Origin of the sequence: Streptosporangium sp. NPDC049248, assembly GCF_040678965.1 — a bacterium.
In the GTDB taxonomy this organism is placed as follows: Bacteria; Actinomycetota; Actinomycetes; order Streptosporangiales; family Streptosporangiaceae; genus Streptosporangium; species Streptosporangium fukuiense.
This window is the reverse complement of sequence record NZ_JBFAQY010000047.1, coordinates 1-16,295: the sequence shown is the minus strand read 5'-3', so window position 1 is coordinate 16,295 and position 16,295 is coordinate 1. Positions and strand designations below refer to the sequence as shown.

The 16,295-nt window shown below is 70.0% G+C and carries 11 protein-coding genes and 1 pseudogene; 9 read left to right on the top strand and 3 right to left on the bottom strand.

The features are described 5' to 3' along the window. Positions 1-33: 33 nt before the first annotated feature. Positions 34-615 (top strand): TetR family transcriptional regulator, encoded by a 582-nt coding sequence (locus AB0K21_RS42445; protein WP_343969980.1) that lies wholly within the window; start codon positions 34-36, stop codon positions 613-615. 167 nt (positions 616-782) lie between these two features. On the opposite strand, the gene AB0K21_RS42440 is transcribed toward AB0K21_RS42445, so the two are convergent. From AB0K21_RS42440 to AB0K21_RS42430, 3 genes are read right to left on the bottom strand one after another with little or no spacing between them, the layout of a single operon-like run. Further along, positions 783-2,276 carry a tripartite tricarboxylate transporter permease gene (locus AB0K21_RS42440; RefSeq protein ID WP_343969977.1) on the bottom strand — a complete coding sequence of 498 codons (1,494 nt, stop codon included), beginning with the start codon at positions 2,274-2,276 and terminating at the stop codon, positions 783-785. After that, positions 2,277-2,984 carry a tripartite tricarboxylate transporter TctB family protein gene (locus AB0K21_RS42435; RefSeq protein WP_364158521.1) on the bottom strand — a complete coding sequence of 236 codons (708 nt, stop codon included), beginning with the start codon at positions 2,982-2,984 and terminating at the stop codon, positions 2,277-2,279. After that, a complete protein-coding gene (locus AB0K21_RS42430) occupies positions 2,984-3,949 on the bottom strand; it encodes a tripartite tricarboxylate transporter substrate-binding protein (RefSeq protein ID WP_343969971.1) in 966 nt (321 codons plus the stop codon). The genes AB0K21_RS42435 and AB0K21_RS42430 overlap by 1 nt, the downstream gene beginning before the upstream one ends. Positions 3,950-4,124: 175 nt before the next feature. Between AB0K21_RS42430 and AB0K21_RS42425 the strand changes: the two genes are divergently transcribed. The 8 genes and pseudogenes from AB0K21_RS42425 (at position 4,125) to ilvC (ending at position 16,141) form a co-directional block, all read left to right on the top strand. Beyond that, positions 4,125-5,768: a sensor histidine kinase gene (locus AB0K21_RS42425; protein ID WP_343969968.1), complete on the top strand. Its 1,644-nt coding sequence runs from the start codon at positions 4,125-4,127 to the stop codon at positions 5,766-5,768. Next, the gene (locus AB0K21_RS42420) at positions 5,765-6,460 is read left to right on the top strand and encodes a response regulator (protein WP_343969965.1); all 696 of its coding nucleotides are present in this window, start codon (positions 5,765-5,767) and stop codon (positions 6,458-6,460) included. The genes AB0K21_RS42425 and AB0K21_RS42420 overlap by 4 nt, the downstream gene beginning before the upstream one ends. A 348-nt stretch (positions 6,461-6,808) precedes the next feature. Beyond that, a complete protein-coding gene (locus AB0K21_RS42415; protein ID WP_364158516.1) occupies positions 6,809-8,614 on the top strand; it encodes a VanW family protein in 1,806 nt (601 codons plus the stop codon). A 180-nt stretch (positions 8,615-8,794) separates the two neighbouring features. Continuing rightward, positions 8,795-9,703, top strand: a complete 909-nt coding sequence (locus AB0K21_RS42410; protein ID WP_364158513.1) for a 2-hydroxyacid dehydrogenase — start codon at positions 8,795-8,797, stop codon at positions 9,701-9,703. Positions 9,704-9,971: 268 nt separating this feature from the next. Beyond that, positions 9,972-12,629: a GGDEF domain-containing protein gene (locus AB0K21_RS42405; RefSeq protein WP_343969957.1), complete on the top strand. Its 2,658-nt coding sequence runs from the start codon at positions 9,972-9,974 to the stop codon at positions 12,627-12,629. A gap of 225 nt (positions 12,630-12,854) precedes the next feature. Further along, a pseudogene (locus AB0K21_RS42400) lies at positions 12,855-14,594 on the top strand (acetolactate synthase large subunit); the annotation flags it as partial. Positions 14,595-14,596: 2 nt separating this feature from the next. After that, positions 14,597-15,121 carry an acetolactate synthase small subunit gene (gene ilvN / locus AB0K21_RS42395; protein WP_343969953.1) on the top strand — a complete coding sequence of 175 codons (525 nt, stop codon included), beginning with the start codon at positions 14,597-14,599 and terminating at the stop codon, positions 15,119-15,121. A gap of 39 nt (positions 15,122-15,160) precedes the next feature. After that, positions 15,161-16,141 carry a ketol-acid reductoisomerase gene (gene ilvC / locus AB0K21_RS42390; protein WP_343970053.1) on the top strand — a complete coding sequence of 327 codons (981 nt, stop codon included), beginning with the start codon at positions 15,161-15,163 and terminating at the stop codon, positions 16,139-16,141. Positions 16,142-16,295 lie beyond the last annotated feature (154 nt).

Sequence of the window (16,295 nt, the reverse complement as noted above, 5' to 3'; positions counted from 1 at the left end):
ATTCCGCTTACAAGTCTCCAGTAGCCTGTGATCGTGGACGTCGTCACGAATCCCCGCCGCGAGCGGGTCGACGCGGCGCGCAACCGGGCGAAGATCCTCGCCGCGGCCGCCGGCATCGTCGCCGCTCACGGCGTCGAGGGGTTGTCGATGGCGGAGGTCGCCGCCGCCGCGGGGGTCGGCGTCGGCACGCTGTACCGCAGGTTCGGCGACCGCTCAGGGCTGGCGTACGCGCTCATCGACGAGCGGGAACGCGAGTTCCAGGCGGCCTTCATCGAGGGGCCGCCGCCCCTGGGGCCAGGTGCCGACGCGCCCGCCCGCATCCGCGGCTTCCTGCACGCCCTCGCTGACAGGACGGTGGAACAGCTGGACCTGCTGGTGATGGCCGAGACGGCGACACCGTTCGCGCGCTTCGGGGGTGCCTACGACGCCTACCACGCCCATCTGTCGATGCTCGTCGCCCAGGCCGGCCCCGGCTCCGACGCCTACGTCCTCGCCGACGCACTTCTCGCCCCGCTGGCCGCGCCACTGCTCGCCCACCGCCTGCGCGAGCACGGGGTGACGGTCGAGCGCGTCAAGGCGGGGCTGGACGACCTGCTGGCCGCGTTCACCCCCTGAGCGCCCGGAAGTCTTCCGGTGGTTCGCGCGGGCGTACGCTCCGCGCGGGGATGGGCGGAGACGGAGGGTACGCCCGCACGAGAAAACGGAAGCCGAAACAGGCGCGGAAACGGGCACGGACGTCCGTCCGTGCCCGCGTGTGCCGCACCCGGTGCGGCCGGTTCCGATCAGACGCCGCGGCGGGCGGCCGCCTTCCTGATGAGGGGCGTGAACAACGCCAGTACCGCCACGGCCAGCAGTGTCGCCGCGATCGGGCTTCTGACCAGGACCGTCACGTCGCCCGCGCCGATGGCCAGGGCCCGGCGGAGCTGGATCTCGGCCATCGGGCCCAGGATCAGGCCGATCACCGCCGGGGCGACCGGCAGACCGAAGCGGCGCATCGCGAAACCGAGCAGGCCCAGGAGATAGAGGATGACCAGCTCCACCCAGGAGGAGTTCAGCGCGTAGACGCCGAGCGCCGCGAACAGCGCGATCCCCGAGTAGAGGTAGGGGCGGGGGATGTGCAGCACCCGGGCCCAGAGCGGGGCCAGCGGCAGGTTGAGCACCAGCAGCATGGTGTTGCCCACGAACAGTGAGGCGATCATGCCCCAGACCAGTGCCGGATTGTGGTCGAACAGCTGCGGCCCCGGCTGCAGCCCGTACTGCTGGAAGGCCGCCAGCAGGATCGCGGCCGTCGCGGAGGTGGGCAGGCCCAGGGTGAGCAGCGGGACCAGCGTGCCCGCCGCCGAGGCGTTGTTGGCGGCCTCGGGGCCCGCGACGCCCTCGATGGCGCCCTTGCCGTACTCCTCGCGGGCGATCCCGCGCGCCAGGCGTCTCTCGATCGAGTACGACAGGAACGTCGGGATCTCCGCTCCGCCGCCGGGCAGCGCGCCGAAGGGGAAGCCGAGTGCGGTGCCGCGCAGCCAGGGCCGCCAGGAACGCGACCAGTCGGAGCGGCCGAGGAACGCCCGGCCGACCGGGATCACCTCCGGCGGGCCGTGCCGCAGCCGGGAGGCGACGTAGAGCACCTCGCCCACGGCGAACAGGCCGACCGCGACGATCACCACGTCGATGCCGTCGAGCAGCTGCGGCACGCCCAGCGTCAGCCGGGCCTGGCCGGTCTGCTGGTCGATGCCGATGAGCCCGATGACCAGGCCGAGCCCCAGGGACGCCAGTCCCCGCACCACGGAGCGGGACAGCACGGACGAGACGGCCGTGAAGGCCAGCAGGGCCAGTGCGAAGTAGTCCTCGGGGCCGAAGGAGATGGCGAAGTCCACCACCAGGGGGGCCGCGACGACCAGTAGCGCGGTGGCGATGGTGCCCGCGGCGAACGAGCCGATGGCGGCGGTCGCCAGCGCCTGGGCGGCCCGGCCCCGCTTGGCCATCTTGTTGCCCTCCAGCGCGGTGATCATCGAGGAGCTCTCGCCGGGCGTGTTGAGCAGGATCGAGGTGGTCGACCCGCCGTACATGCCGCCGTAGTAGATGCCCGCGAACATGATGAACGCGCTGGCCGGAGGGACGGTGAAGGTGATCGGCAGCAGCAGTGCCACGGTCATGGCCGGGCCGATGCCGGGCAGCACACCCACCAGCGTGCCCAGCGTGACGCCCACCAGCGCGTACAGCAGGTTGACCGGGGTGAGGGCGGTCGCGAAGCCATCCAGCAGCAACTGGAACGAGTCCACTCAGATCACCCCGGACAGCAGCCCGGCCGGCAGGGTCACACCGAGCCCTTTGACGAAGGCCAGGTAGGTGGCGGTGGACAGCAGGATCGCGATGACGCCCGCGCGCAGCCGGTGGGGGGCGCCGAGCGTCACGGACAGGCCGAAGAAGAGCAGCGCGCCCGCGACGACCCAGCCGAGCAGGTCGAGCAGCCCGGCGAAGGCCAGGAAGATCACGCTGACCAGCGCGACGGTGCGCCAGTCCGCCCGCGCGCCGGAGTCGGCGTCCTCGGCGTCCTCGGGATCGCCGTGGCCCCCCCTGAGCACGTCGATCACGTAGAACAGTCCGATCAGCAGCATCGCCGCCCCGACCAGGGCGGGGAAGAACCGGGGACCGAGACCGAAGGAGGAGCCCGCGGCGGCCACGTCCGCGGTGCCGACGATCACGAACGCCCCCAGCGCGAGGACCAGCACCGCCAGCCCCAGCTCGGGCCGCCGCCATGACCAGCCGGTCGCGCTCTCGGGCGCCGCCTCGCCTCCCGAATGCGGGACGGGACCGGGGGCGGAATCCAGGACGGGATCAGGACCGGAATCCGGGCCGGGGCCGGGGGACGCGCCGGTACCGCCGTCGCCCGCGCGGGCGACGGCGGCGGGTTCGGATCCGGTGCCGGTCGCACCGGCACCGGTCGCGCCGGTGCCGGTGCGATCAGACTGGTCTTCTACGGGAAGCATCAGGAGACGAGGCCCATCTCCGCGATGACCGCCTTGACCTTGGTCTGCTCCGCCGCGAGGAAGTCGGCGAACGGCTGGCCGGTCTGGAAGACGTCGGCCCAGCCGTTCTTGATCACCGCGTCCTTCCACGCCGGCGAGTCGTGCATCTTGGTGACCAGCTCGATGAGCTCCTGCTTCGTCCCGTCGTCCAGCCCGCCGGGCGCGACGAAGCCTCGCCAGTTGGCCAGCTCCACGTCCAGGCCGCCCTCCTTGAGGGTCGGGGCGTCCACGTTGCCCAGCCGGGCGGGCGAGCTGACACCGAGGGCGCGTAGCTTGCCGGACTTCACGTGCTCGGCGAACTCGCCGATACCGGAGATCCCGGCCGCCACCTTCTCGCCGAGCAGCGCGTTGAGCGCCTCGCCGCCGCCGGAGTGGGCGATGTAGTTGACCTGCTTGGGGTCGATACCCGCGGCCTTGGCCATCAGGCCCGCCACGATGTGGTCGGTACCCCCGGCGGAGCCGCCCGCGATGGCGATCTTCGCGGGGTCCGCCTTCCACGCCGCCGTCAGGTCGGCCAGCGTCTGGTAGGGCGACCCCGCGGGAACCACGACGATCTCGTACTCCTCGGTCAGCTTCGCGATGGGCGTGGTGTCGGCCAGGGTGACCTTCGACTTGTTCTGCTCCACCGCGCCGACCATCACCAGGCCCATGGTCATCAGCAGATTGCCGTTGCCCTTCTCGCCCGCGAGCTGGGCGAGGCCGATGGTGCCTCCCGCGCCTGGCACGTTGTAGATCTCGACCTTGCGGGACGGGGCAGCGGACTTCAACGCCTCTCCCGCGACGCGGGAGGTCTGGTCCCAGCCGCCTCCCGGTGAGGCCGGAGCCATGATTCTCAGCGCGCTGGTACCCGAGCCCCCACCGGAACCGCAGGCGGTGAGGGCGGCGAGGGACAGCACCGCGAGGGTGGCGAATCTCCGAAGACGCATGGTCGAACTCCCAACAACATGAACAGAGCGTGGTGAGGATGGTGACCGCAGCCGGTCGCCGTGTCGATCCTTTGCGTGTTTGCCGTCGTATCGGTCATATTGGTCACGCGTCTCCGCGATCTCACCGTTATCTCGGACTGCTTTCATCGATCTTCCCTGACAAGGGAGTCAACTCGTGCGACGCTTGGTCAACGCCTCGCTCGGCACCCAGTTCTTCGTGTTGCAGACGGTGATCGTGTTTCTCGCGGTCGGCGGTACGGCGGCTGTCTGGATGGAGCACACCCGTGAGCTGCTGGACTGGCAGTATCAGCAGCGCGCCCTGGCGATCGCCGAGTCCGTGGCGGGGCTTCCCCAGGTGCGCGAGGCGTTCAGCAGGGCGCGGCCCGAACTGAGCCTGCAGCCGATCGCGGTCGGGGTGCAGGCGGCCACCGGCGCCGACTACGTGGTGATCGCCAACCGGGACCAGATCCGCTACGCCCACCCCAACACGGCCCTGATCGGCAAGCGGCTGTCCACCGACGGCTCGCAGGTCATGACGGACGGGCGGCCCTGGACCGGCATCCAGACGGGAACGCTGGGCCGCTCGGTGCGCGGCAAGGCGCCGATCTTCGACTCCGCGGGGAAGGTCATCGGTCTGGCCTCGGTCGGGATCCTGGAGGAGACCGTCGCCGACCAGCTCAGCGTGGCGCTGCCGCCACTGTTCTGGACCGTGCTCGCGGTCCTGGTCGCCGGGTCGGCCGCCGCCGCGTTGATCGCTCAGAGGGTCCGCCGTCAGACGTTCGGCCTGGAACCGGCGGAGATCGCGGCCCTGCTCGAACAGCGTGAGGGCGTGCTGCACGGCGTCAAGGAGGGGGTGCTCGCCCTCGATCTGGCGGGCCGGGTGACGCTGGTCAACGACGCGGCACGCGACCTGCTCGGACTCTCCCAGCACGACGTCGGCCGGAGTCTGGGAGAGATGCGGCTTTCCGACCGGATGCGGGACGTGCTGGACGGTGCGGACCCCGGCGACGACCGGGTGGTGCTCCACTGTGACCGGGTGCTGGTGCTCAACCGGACCCCGGTGGCGGTGCGGGATCGGCAGAGCGGCTGGGTGGTCACCCTGCGGGATCGGACCGAGCTGGTACGACTGGCGCGCGAGCTCGACCAGGCCAGCACCACGACCGGCGCGCTGCGCGCGCAGGCCCACGAGTTCGCCAACCGGATGCACACCGTGGTCGGCCTGCTGGAACTCGGCGAGTACGAGACGGCCGTCAGTTACATCACCCAGACCACCGAGGCGTACAGCAGGCACGCCGCGGGCGTCCGGGAGAAGGTCGCCGACCCGACGCTGGCCGCGCTGCTGCTGGCGAAGTCGGCGGAGGCGGCCGAGCGGGGCGCGACCCTGGTGCTGTCCGACGACTCCCGGGTGGAGGAGGGCATGATCGGTGATCCGCACGACGCGGTCCTGGTCGTCGGCAACCTGGTGGCCAACGCCCTCGACGCGCTGCAGGAGAGTGGGGGAACGGTGGAGGTCTCGGTCCGTACCGAGGCGGACGGGCTGCACATCCGGGTCGGCGACTCCGGTCCGGGGATCACCCCGAGCCTGGTCCACGAGGTCTTCCTGGAGGGCTTCACCACCAAGGTGGCCCATGCCGGGCCACGGGGCCTGGGGCTGGCGCTGACCCGCCAGACGTGCTCGCGCCGGGGTGGCTGGGTACGGGTGCACAACGCGGGCGGCGCCGTCTTCACCGCGCTCCTCCCCACGGGTGAGCCCCCGCCGTCTCCCGAGGGGGAGCCCGCCGGCCCCGGGGAGCCCGCGGAACGGCAGGTGCGGAGATGACCGGGGACGGGTGCGCGGAGGAGATCCGCGTACTGGTGGTGGACGACGACTTCATGGTGGCCAGGATCCACGGCGGCTACGTCGCCAGGCTGTCCGGCTTCACGGTCACCGGCATCGTGCACACCGGGAGCGCCGCCATCGAGTCGGTCATGACGCACCGGCCCGACCTGGTGCTGCTCGACATCTATCTGCCGGACATGTCGGGACTCGATGTACTCATGACGCTCAGGGGAGCCTCGCACCCGGTGGACATCCTGGTGATCACCGCCGCGCGTGACGTGGCCACGGTCCGGGCGGCCATGCGCGGCGGCGCGGTCAACTACCTGATCAAACCTTTCACCGCCCGCGTTCTCGGTGACCGCCTCGGACAGTACGCCGAGATGCACCGGAGGCTCGCCACTCTCGGGAACGAGGCGCGCCAGGACGAGGTCGACCAGTTCTTCGGCACGGTCAAGGGAGTCCCGCTGCCGCTGCCCAAGGGGTTGTCGGCCACCACGTGCACCCTGGTGGCCACCGCGCTCAGGAAGAGCGGCACCGACATGTCGGCGGCCGAGGCGGCGGTGATCACCGGCCTCTCCAGAGTCAGCGCCCGCAGGTACCTGGAGCACCTGTGCGCGGCGGGTCAGGCGGAGCTCCGTCCGAAGTACGGCACCGCTGGTCGGCCCGAGCACCGCTACCGCTGGACTGGTTGATTTGTTATTTATTTTTGGGTGTCGGTTGACCGGTGTGGTCTAGGGTTGCGGGAGGTGGAAGCTGCGAAGCAGGAGGAGACGGAGGCCGTGCGGAACGCCGGAGCGTCTGTGGACCCGCCGACGGACCCCTTTGAGGCGATACCGCTTCCCTCGCGTCCAGTCCCGCCCGGTGCCCGTGATCCACGCCTCCCTCCGGGAGCACCGGGCGGCCGTTCCAAGGACGGCTCGCGCCTCCCCCCGGGAGTCTCGCCCGACATCTTCGGCCCCACCGGTTTCGGCGGTCCCGCCGCACCGGCCCGCGGGGCGACGGCGCTTCCGCCCGTGGCACAGCCACCGCAACCCTGGCAGATGGCGGCTCCACCCGAGCCCTCGTTCCGGCGGGACGAGCCCTCGCTCGTCCCCGGTGGCGACGGGGGGTTCCCGCAGCCCAGCGGCCTCCGTTACGAGGAGCCCGCCCCGGGCCGGCGCAAGGGCCGCAGGATCGCCCTGATCATCCTCGCCGTGCTGTTCGTCGCCGCTCTCGCCTACGCGGTGCCCGCGGTCGTCATGTCCGGCAAGATGCTGCCGGGCACCACGGTGCGGGGTGTCGAGATCGGTGGCCTGACCGCGACCGAGGCGGCCGACAAGCTCAGAGACCGACTGGCGGGTGAGGCCTCGGAGGAGATGACCCTCCTGGCCGCGGGCAAGCGCTACGAATTCGAACCGGGCAAGGCGGGTCTGGAGTTCAACGTGGTCGACACCATCGACCAGGCGCCCAGCGACTTCCCCAATCCCGCCGAGGTGTGGCGGGCCTTCACCGGCACCACCGAGCTGGAGCCCAAGATCTCCTCCGACGCCGAGGCCATGAAGACCGCGGTCGCGGGCCTGGCCAAGAAGATCGACCTCAAGGTCCGCGAGGGTTCGGTCACGTTCGAGGGCGTCAAGCCCGTCGTCGTGACGCCCCGCGACGGCAGGGAGCTGGAGAGGGAGGCCGCGGTCGCCGCGATCACGGACGCCTTCCTCGGTCCGGCGAAGGAGGTCAGGCTTCCGGTCTCGGTGATCAAGCCCAAGGTCGGCGCGGAGACGGTCAAGAAGGCCGCGAACGACGCGGGCAAGGCGTTGTCCGGGCCGGTCACCCTGACCTTCGCCGGCAAGCAGGTCCAGTTGCCGGTGGAGACCCTCGCCGCGCACCTGTCCTTCGAGCCGGACAGCTCCGGCGGCATGCGCCCGGTGTTCGACGCCAGGAGCGCGGTGGCCTCGGTGGAGGACAAGCTCATCGACCCGGTGCTGGCCCCGCGCGACCCCACGTTCCAGATCGTCGCGGGCAAGCCGAAACTGGTGCCCGGCCGCAAGGGGAAGGGCGTCGACGACGAACGGCTCGCGGCCGACGTGGCCGAGATGGTCTCCCGTAACGGAGAGCGGACGATCCCGGTGGCCATGGCCACGGTCCGGCCGCGGATGTCCGACGCCGAGGCGCGCAAGCTCGGCATCAAGGAGCGGATCAGCCAGTTCACCACGCCCTACGAGTGCTGCCCGCCACGGGTGACCAACATCAGGGCGCTCGCCAAGCTGCTGGACGGTTACCTGGTCAAGCCGGGCGAGACCTTCTCGCTCAACGGCGTCATCGGCCAGCGCGACACCGCCCGCGGTTTCGTCCCCGCTCCCATGATCCAGGGCGGCAGGCTGGTCGACTCGGTCGGCGGCGGCATCTCCCAGTTCGTGACCACGATGTACAACGCGGTGTTCTTCGGCGGCCTTGAGGACGTCCAGCACATGGCACACGAGTTCTACATCTCCCGCTACCCCGCCGGACGGGAGTCCACCGTCTCCTGGCCCGAACCCGACTTCCGCTGGAAGAACGACTCGCCGTACGGGGTGCTGGTGAAGACCTCCTTCGACAACAACGGGGTCACCGTCGCCTTCTGGAGCACCAAGCGGTACGAGATCGAGTCGATCTCGTCCGAGCGCTACAACATCACCCCGTTCAAGAGCGCGACCGACAGCGGCCCCAACTGCATCCCGATGGTCGGCCAGCAGGGGTTCACGATCGACGTCTGGCGCGTCTTCAAGCAGAACGGCAAGGAGATCAAGCGCGTCAAGGAGACCACGGTCTACCGCCCCGAACTCGACCTGAAGTGCGTGAGTGCCGATGGCGACGCTGACGCGTCGCAGTGAGGCCGCTCTTACCCGGCTCCTTCCCTCGTCGAGGAAGGCCGCTCGTTCCTCACGACCTTCCTCTCCTCAGTCCAGTCGCCGGCGCGGCCTCACGGGGAGTCCCTCGGGGATGGAACGTGGGGTACGTCCTCGGGGTGGTCGCTGGGGTGACCTTTCTGGGAGTGGTTGGATAATGCGGGGATGAAGATCTGGGTCCCCTCGAAAGCCGCCGCCGACGTTCTGTGTGATCTGCCCGAAGTGGAGTGCGCCGTCTATGACGGCACGGAGCCGGTGCCGGAGGGGGCGGAGCGGGTCGAGGTCTGGATTCCGCCGCTGACGCCGGTGGCGGGTCTCCCCGATCTGCTCGCCAGGATGACCGGCCTGCGGCTGCTGCAGACCGTCACGGCGGGTGTCGACGCCTACCGGCCGCACCTGGCGGAGGGGGTGACGCTGTGCAACGCCCGGGGAGTGCACGACGCGGGTACCGCCGAGTGGGCGGTGGGGGCCATGATCGCGGTGCTTCGGGAGTTTCCCGGATTCGTGCACGCGCAGCGGAAGGGCGAGTGGACCTACCACCACACCGGGGTGCTGGCCGACTCCACGGTCCTGATCGTCGGCTACGGCTCGATCGGTGAGGCACTGGAGCGGCGGCTCGACGGTTTCGAGGTGGACGTCGTCCGGGTGGCCAGGACCGCCAGGCCAGGTGTGCACGGCATGGACGAGCTGCCCGCCCTGCTGCCCGCGGCGGATGTGGTGGTGCTGCTCGTACCGTCCACCCCCGAGACCGCGGGCATGGTGAACGCGGGTTTCCTGGCGGCGATGAAGGACGGCGCCGTCCTGGTGAACGCGGCCAGGGGGTCGGTGGTCGACACCGCGGCTCTCGTCGCCGAGCTGGGCGGCGGCCGGATCCTGGCCGCGCTCGACGTCACCGATCCCGAGCCGCTGCCCGAGGGGCACCCGCTGTGGAGCGCGCCGGGGGTCCTCATCACCCCGCACGTCGCGGGCAGCAGCCCGGCGTCCGTACGGCGCACGCTGAAGCTGCTCCGCTCCCAGTTGCTGCGCTACCTCGCGGGCGAGCCGCTCAAAAACGTGATCACGGGTTCCTACTGACCGGCAAAGGAATCCGGACTGTGGCTACCTCGTGACCTGCGGTGCGTACCGTCGGCAGGAGCGATTTGCATCGCCCGCGCGGTTATCAGATCGGTGACGACTATGGCGTTGTCACTCCTCGCGCGGGCCGGACGGCCCACACTGGCCGTGTGCCGGTACGAGCGCCGAGGACGAAGAACGACGTGCTCGCGCCGGTGACACGAGCGCAGTGAGTAAGGGATGCTGCGGGAGCAGAGCACACTGAAACGACACCGATAGGCAGACGACATTGATCCGCTGGCGTGACCCCCGGGTACCGCTGACCGCCGCCGCCGTCGGCGTGGTGGGGCTCGTTGCCGCTCTTGTCAGCGGCGCTCCCGCCGTGGTCGTCGAGGCGGTGGCGGGCGTCGTCACCGCTGCGGCCGCCGCGGGTTCACTGTTCGCCGCGGCCTCCAGGGTGATCAGCAGGCGCAGGGCACTGGCCTGGCGCTGGCTGGCGGGTGGCTCGGTCACCTGGCTGCTCGGGGTGGGGGTGCGGCCGATCGCGGACGGCGCGCCGTTCGTGGTGACCTTCGCCGACCTGGTGCTGCTGGCCGGTACGGCCATGATCGCCGTCGGTACCGCGCTGTCGGCGGTCAGGCCCGCCCGAGGGCATGCCCTGTTGCGCGATCTCGCCGACTCCTACGTGTGCGCCGCCTCCATTCTGGTGATCATCTGGGTGACGCTGGTGGGGCCGGTCTACCGCGACGCCGGCGACGCGGGCAACGCCGCGGTCACCTTCGCCTCACCCCTGTTCTGCCTGATCCTCGCCTGTGTCGTGGGCCCCGCCGTGGTGCCGATCAGGCGGTCGGCCTGGCCGGTCGGTCTGGCGGCGCTGGCCGTGCTGGCCGCCGTCGCGACCTCGGAGACGACCACCGCGCTGGCTCGGGTGAGCGGCGACACGCCGTCGCTCACCTGGGTGTGGCTGGCCCCCGTCGCGTTCCTGGTGCTCGCCGTGGTCCCGTGGAGCGGGCGCGCGGAGCGACCGCCGGACCTGGAGGACGACGAGCCCCTCCTCCGCGAGAGCACGTCCTCGCTGATCGCGGCGGTGCCGCTGTTCCTGGTCGCGGCGGCCACCGTCGTCGTGCTCCTGAAGGTGATCGGTGGCGGGGTACAGGGACCGCCAGTGGTGCTGGCCTCGGTGTGCGCGTCGATCGTCGCGGTCCTGCTGGTACGCATGTTCGTGATGCTGCTGGAGACCGGGCGGCTGCGCAGCCTGCTCCATCTCGGTGAGCGGCAGCTGCACGACCTGGCGGAGAGCGCCGGCGACGTGGTGCTGCTCTGCGACTACGACGGTGTGGTGCGGCAGATCGGCGAGGGGGTCGAGAGCACGTACGGGTACCGCCCCGAGGAACTGGTCGGCGGGAAGATCTTCGACTACATCCACCCGGAGGACGTGCCGGGAATCCAGGGGGCGCTGAGCGCGATGAGCCTGGAGGAGGAGGCCGAGGAGGGGCCTGGCGCGTGCATGGTCGCCTGCCGGGTCCGAGCCTCCGACGGTACCTGGCGCCCCGCCGAGTCGGTCGCCACCCGGCACGTGCGCGGCGAGGGCCTGCTGCTCGTCACCACCCGCGACATCAGTGACCAGGAGGCCCTGCGCAGCCAGGTCGCCCACCTGACCTTCCACGACGGGGTGACGGGCCTGCCCAACCGGGCCTACTTCGAGGAACGCACCCGCGAGGTGCTCGGCCGTCCCGGCGCGAGCAGCGTCGCCGTGGTCTTCCTGGACCTGGACGGTTTCACCGCGGTGAACGACTCGGTCGGCCACGCCAGCGGCGACTACCTGCTCGGCCAGGCGGCCAGGAGGCTCCGCGCCGCCGTACGGACCGACGACACCCTGGCGCGTTGGGGCGGAGACGAGTTCGCGGTGCTGCTCGAGGCGGTCGACGCCCAGACCGCGGTGGACCTGGCCGAGCGACTGGTCCGCACGGTCTCGTCCGAGCCGTTCCGGGTGGCCGACCGTGACATCGCGCTGACCGCGAGCGTCGGGGTGGCCTTCGCGGCCGACGACGTCTCCTCCGCCGACCTGATCCGCAACGCCGACGTGGCGATGGCCAGGGCAAAGGAACTGGGCGGGCGCAGGGTCGAGGTGTTCGCCGCGCACATGCACGCCGACGTGGTACGGCGCCTGGAGCTCGCCGCCGACCTGCAGCGGGCGCTGCTGGAAGACCAGTTCGTGATCGAGTACCAGCCGGTGGTCGACCTGGCCACCTCGCGCGTCACCGCCGTCGAGGCACTGGTGCGCTGGTGTCAGGGGGGCGAGTTCGTACCGCCCGAGCAGTTCCTCGGTCCGGCGGAGGACACCGGCCTGATCGTGCCGCTGAGCGAGTGGATCCTGCGCGAGGCATGCCGGGAGGTGGCCGTCTGGCGCGCCTCCGCGTGGGAGATCGGGCTCTCGCTCAACCTGTCCGCCCGGCAGATCATGGCGCCGCGTTTCGTGGAGACCGTCGAGTCCGCCCTGGTCGAGAGCGGGCTGCCGCCCAGCGCGCTGACCCTGGAGGTCATCGAGGAGATGCTGGTCGAGGACGCCGAGCAGACCATCACCCGGCTCTCCGAGCTGCGCACCCTCGGGGTCCGGCTGGCCATCGACGACTTCGGCACCGGTTACGCCTCGCTGGCGCTGCTGCGGCAGCTCCCGGTCGACATGATCAAGATCGACCCCTCCTTCGTGTCCGGGCTCGGTTGCGACGAGACGCTGACCCTGCTGACCCGTACGATCGTGCGGCTGGGCCACGACCTGGGGCTGATCGTGGTCGCCGAGGGCATCGAGCGGCCCGAGCAGCTGGAGTTGCTGCGCGAGATGGGCTGCACCCGAGGCCAGGGATTCCTGGTGGCGCGCCCGATGGCCGCGCGCGGCGTCGACTCGCTGATGCGCACCAGCCTCTCCAGCCTGGGGACTCACGCGTGACCTCACATCTCGGACTCTGAGATATCTGTCCCATGAATTTGACGTGGAGCCACTCCGTCGGCCAAGGTGGAGGCATGCAGATTGACCGTGGGATTCTTGTAGTACTTCACCGGCGCGCAGGTCGCTGAGCGAAGTACTCTGACCTGCGCGCCGCCCCAGCTCCGCCGATCAAGCGGAATGGGGCATTTTTTATGCCATTAAGCATGTTCAGCCACAAGGAACGAGCCGATGACCGAACAGATGACAGGAGCCCAGGCCCTCGTGAGGGCGCTGGAGCACGTCGGGGTCGACACTGTGTTCGGGATCCCGGGCGGCGCGATTCTCCCCGCCTATGATCCGCTCTACGACTCGACCAAGGTCCGGCACGTGCTTGTACGGCACGAGCAGGGCGCGGGGCATGCGGCCCAGGGGTATGCGCAGGCCACCGGCAAGGTCGGAGTCTGCATGGCCACCAGCGGTCCCGGCGCGACCAACCTGGTCACCCCGATCGCCGACGCCTACATGGACTCGGTCCCGATGGTCGCGATCACCGGTCAGGTGGCCAGTGCCGCCATCGGCACCGACGCCTTCCAGGAAGCCGACATCTCCGGCATCACCATGCCGATCACCAAGCACAACTTCCTGGTCACCGACCCGAACGACATCCCCAGGACGATCGTGGAGGCATTCCACATCGCCTCGACCGGGCGCCCGGGGCCGGTGCTGGTCGACATCGCCAAGGACGCGCTCCAGGCGAAGATGACCTTCGAATGGCCGGTCGTCATGCAGTTGCCCGGCTACCGGCCGGTGACCCGGCCGCACTCCAAGCAGATCCGCGAGGCGGCCAAGCTCATCGTCGAAGCCGGAAGGCCGGTGCTCTACGTGGGCGGCGGCGTGCACAGGGCCGGCGCGTCGGCGCAGCTGCTGGAGTTCGCCGAGCTGACCGGCATCCCGGTGGTCACCACCCTGATGGCGCGGGGCACCTTCCCCGACAGCCATCCGCAGCACATGGGCATGCCCGGCATGCACGGTTCGGTGTCGGCGGTCGGCGCGCTGCAGAAGGCCGACCTGATCATCGGACTCGGTGTCCGCTTCGACGACCGGGTCACCGGAGACCTGTCGACCTTCGCGCCGTACGCGAAGATCGTCCATGCGGACATCGACCCGGCGGAGATCTCCAAGAACCGGCACGCGGACGTCCCGATCGTGGGCGACTGCAAGGAGGTCATCTCCGACCTGATCGCCGCGGTGCGCGGTGAGGGACGCAAGGGCGACTACGCCGACTGGTGGACCGCGCTCAACACCTACAAGGCGACCTACCCGCTGGGCTACACCGAGTTCGAGGACGGCTCCCTCGCCCCGCAGTACGTGATGGAGCGGCTGGGAGCGATCGTCGGCCCGGACGCGATCTACACCGCGGGGGTCGGCCAGCACCAGATGTGGGCCGCCCAGTTCATCGGTTACGAGAACCCCGGCACGTTCATCAACTCCGGCGGCGCGGGCACGATGGGCTTCTCGTTGCCGGCGGCGATGGGTGCCAAGATGGGCCGGCCCGACACCACGGTCTGGGCCATCGACGGTGACGGCTGCTTCCAGATGACCAACCAGGAGCTCGCCACCTGCACGATCGAGGGCGTGCCGATCAAGGTCGCGATCATCAACAACGGTAACCTGGGCATGGTCCGGCAGTGGCAGACGTTGTTCTACAACGAGCGTTACTCCAACACCGACCTGCAGACGGTCCGCCGCATCCCCGACTTCGTCAAGCTCGCCGAGGCATACGGCTGTGTGGGACTGCGGTGCGAGCGCCCCGAGGACGTGGACGCGACGATCAAGAAGGCCATGGAGATCAACGACGTGCCGGTGGTCGTCGACTTCGTGGTGCACCAGGACGCCATGGTGTGGCCGATGGTCGCGGCCGGGACCAGCAACGATGACATCAAGTTCGCGCGCGACATGGCGCCGGTCTGGGACAGCGAGGACTAGGCATGAGCAGGCACACGCTCTCCGTGCTGGTGGAGAACAAGCCCGGCGTGCTCGCGCGCGTCGCGTCGCTGTTCAGCCGCAGGGGGTTCAACATCGACTCGCTGGCGGTCGGGCCGACCGAGCACGCGGACATCTCCCGGATGACCATCGTGGTCAGCGTCGCCGACCTGCCGCTGGAGCAGGTCACCAAGCAGCTGAACAAGCTCGTCAACGTGCTGAAGATCGTGGAGCTCGACCCGGCGCAGTCGGTGCAGCGCGAGCTCACACTGATCAAGGTGCGGGCCGACGCCGACAACCGCTCCAGCGTGCTGGAGCTGGTCAACCTGTTCCGGGCGCGCTGCGTCGACGTCTCCTCGGACGCGGTGACCATCGAGGTCACCGGCACGCCGGACAAGCTGCAGGCCTTCATCAAGGTCCTTGAGCCGTTCGGCATCAAGGAGCTCGTCCAGTCGGGCATGGTGGCCATCGGCCGCGGCGCCCGTTCCATCACCGACCGTTCTCTCCGGGCCCTGGACCGGACCGCGTAACGCACCCGAGAAACCCGAAAGGTTAAGCAAGTGACTGAGATCTTCTACGACGACCAGGCCGACCTGTCGATCATCCAGGGCCGGCACGTCGCCGTTCTGGGATATGGCAGCCAGGGCCACGCCCACGCGCTCTCGCTGCGCGACTCCGGTGTGGACGTCCGGGTCGGCCTGCCCGAGGGTTCCAAGAGCAGGGAGAAGGCCGAAGCCGACGGCCTGCGGGTGCTCACGCCCTCGGAGGCCGTCGAAGAGGCCGACCTGACCATGATCCTCGCGCCGGACCACATCCAGCGCCACCTTTACGCCGACCACGTGGCCCCGAACCTGGTCGAGGGCGACGCGCTCTTCTTCGGGCACGGCCTGAACATCCGCTACGGCCTCATCGAGGCGCCGGAGGGTGTGGACGTGGCCATGGTCGCCCCCAAGGGCCCCGGTCACCTCGTGCGCCGCCAGTACACCGCGGGCCGCGGCGTGCCGTGTCTCGTCGCGGTGGAGAAGGACGCCAGCGGGAACGCCCTGGACCTCGCCCTGTCGTACGCCAAGGGCATCGGCGGCACCCGCGCCGGCGCGCTGAAGACGACCTTCAAGGAGGAGACCGAGACCGACCTGTTCGGTGAGCAGGCCGTGCTCTGCGGCGGCGTGTCCGAGCTGATCAAGGCCGGTTTCGAGACCCTGATCGAGGCGGGCTACCAGCCCGAGGTCGCCTACTTCGAGTGCCTGCACGAGATGAAGCTGATCGTCGACCTGATGTACGAGGGCGGCATCCACAAGATGTACTGGTCGGTCTCCGACACCGCCGAGTACGGCGGCTACTCCCGCGGCCCGCGCGTGGTGACGCAGGAGACCAAGAAGGAGATGCAGCGCATCCTCGCCGAGATCCAGTCCGGCGAGTTCGCCAGGGAACTGGTGGAGGAGTTCGACAGCGGCCAGAAGAAGTTCACCGCCTACCGCGAGGAGCTCGCCGAGCACCCGATCGAGAAGACCGGTGCCAAGCTCCGCCCGATGATGAGCTGGCTGAAGTAGGGGCCGCCCGCACCGGGCACCTCGGAACGGCCCGCGCCCCCGCGACGAGTTCACGTCGCGCTCGGGGTTGGGCAGGCCGAGGACGCCCATCGCGCCGAGCGTGCGGAACACGTCGCGCGGGAAGTCCTCGTCCGCCTCGGCCTTCGCGACCCGG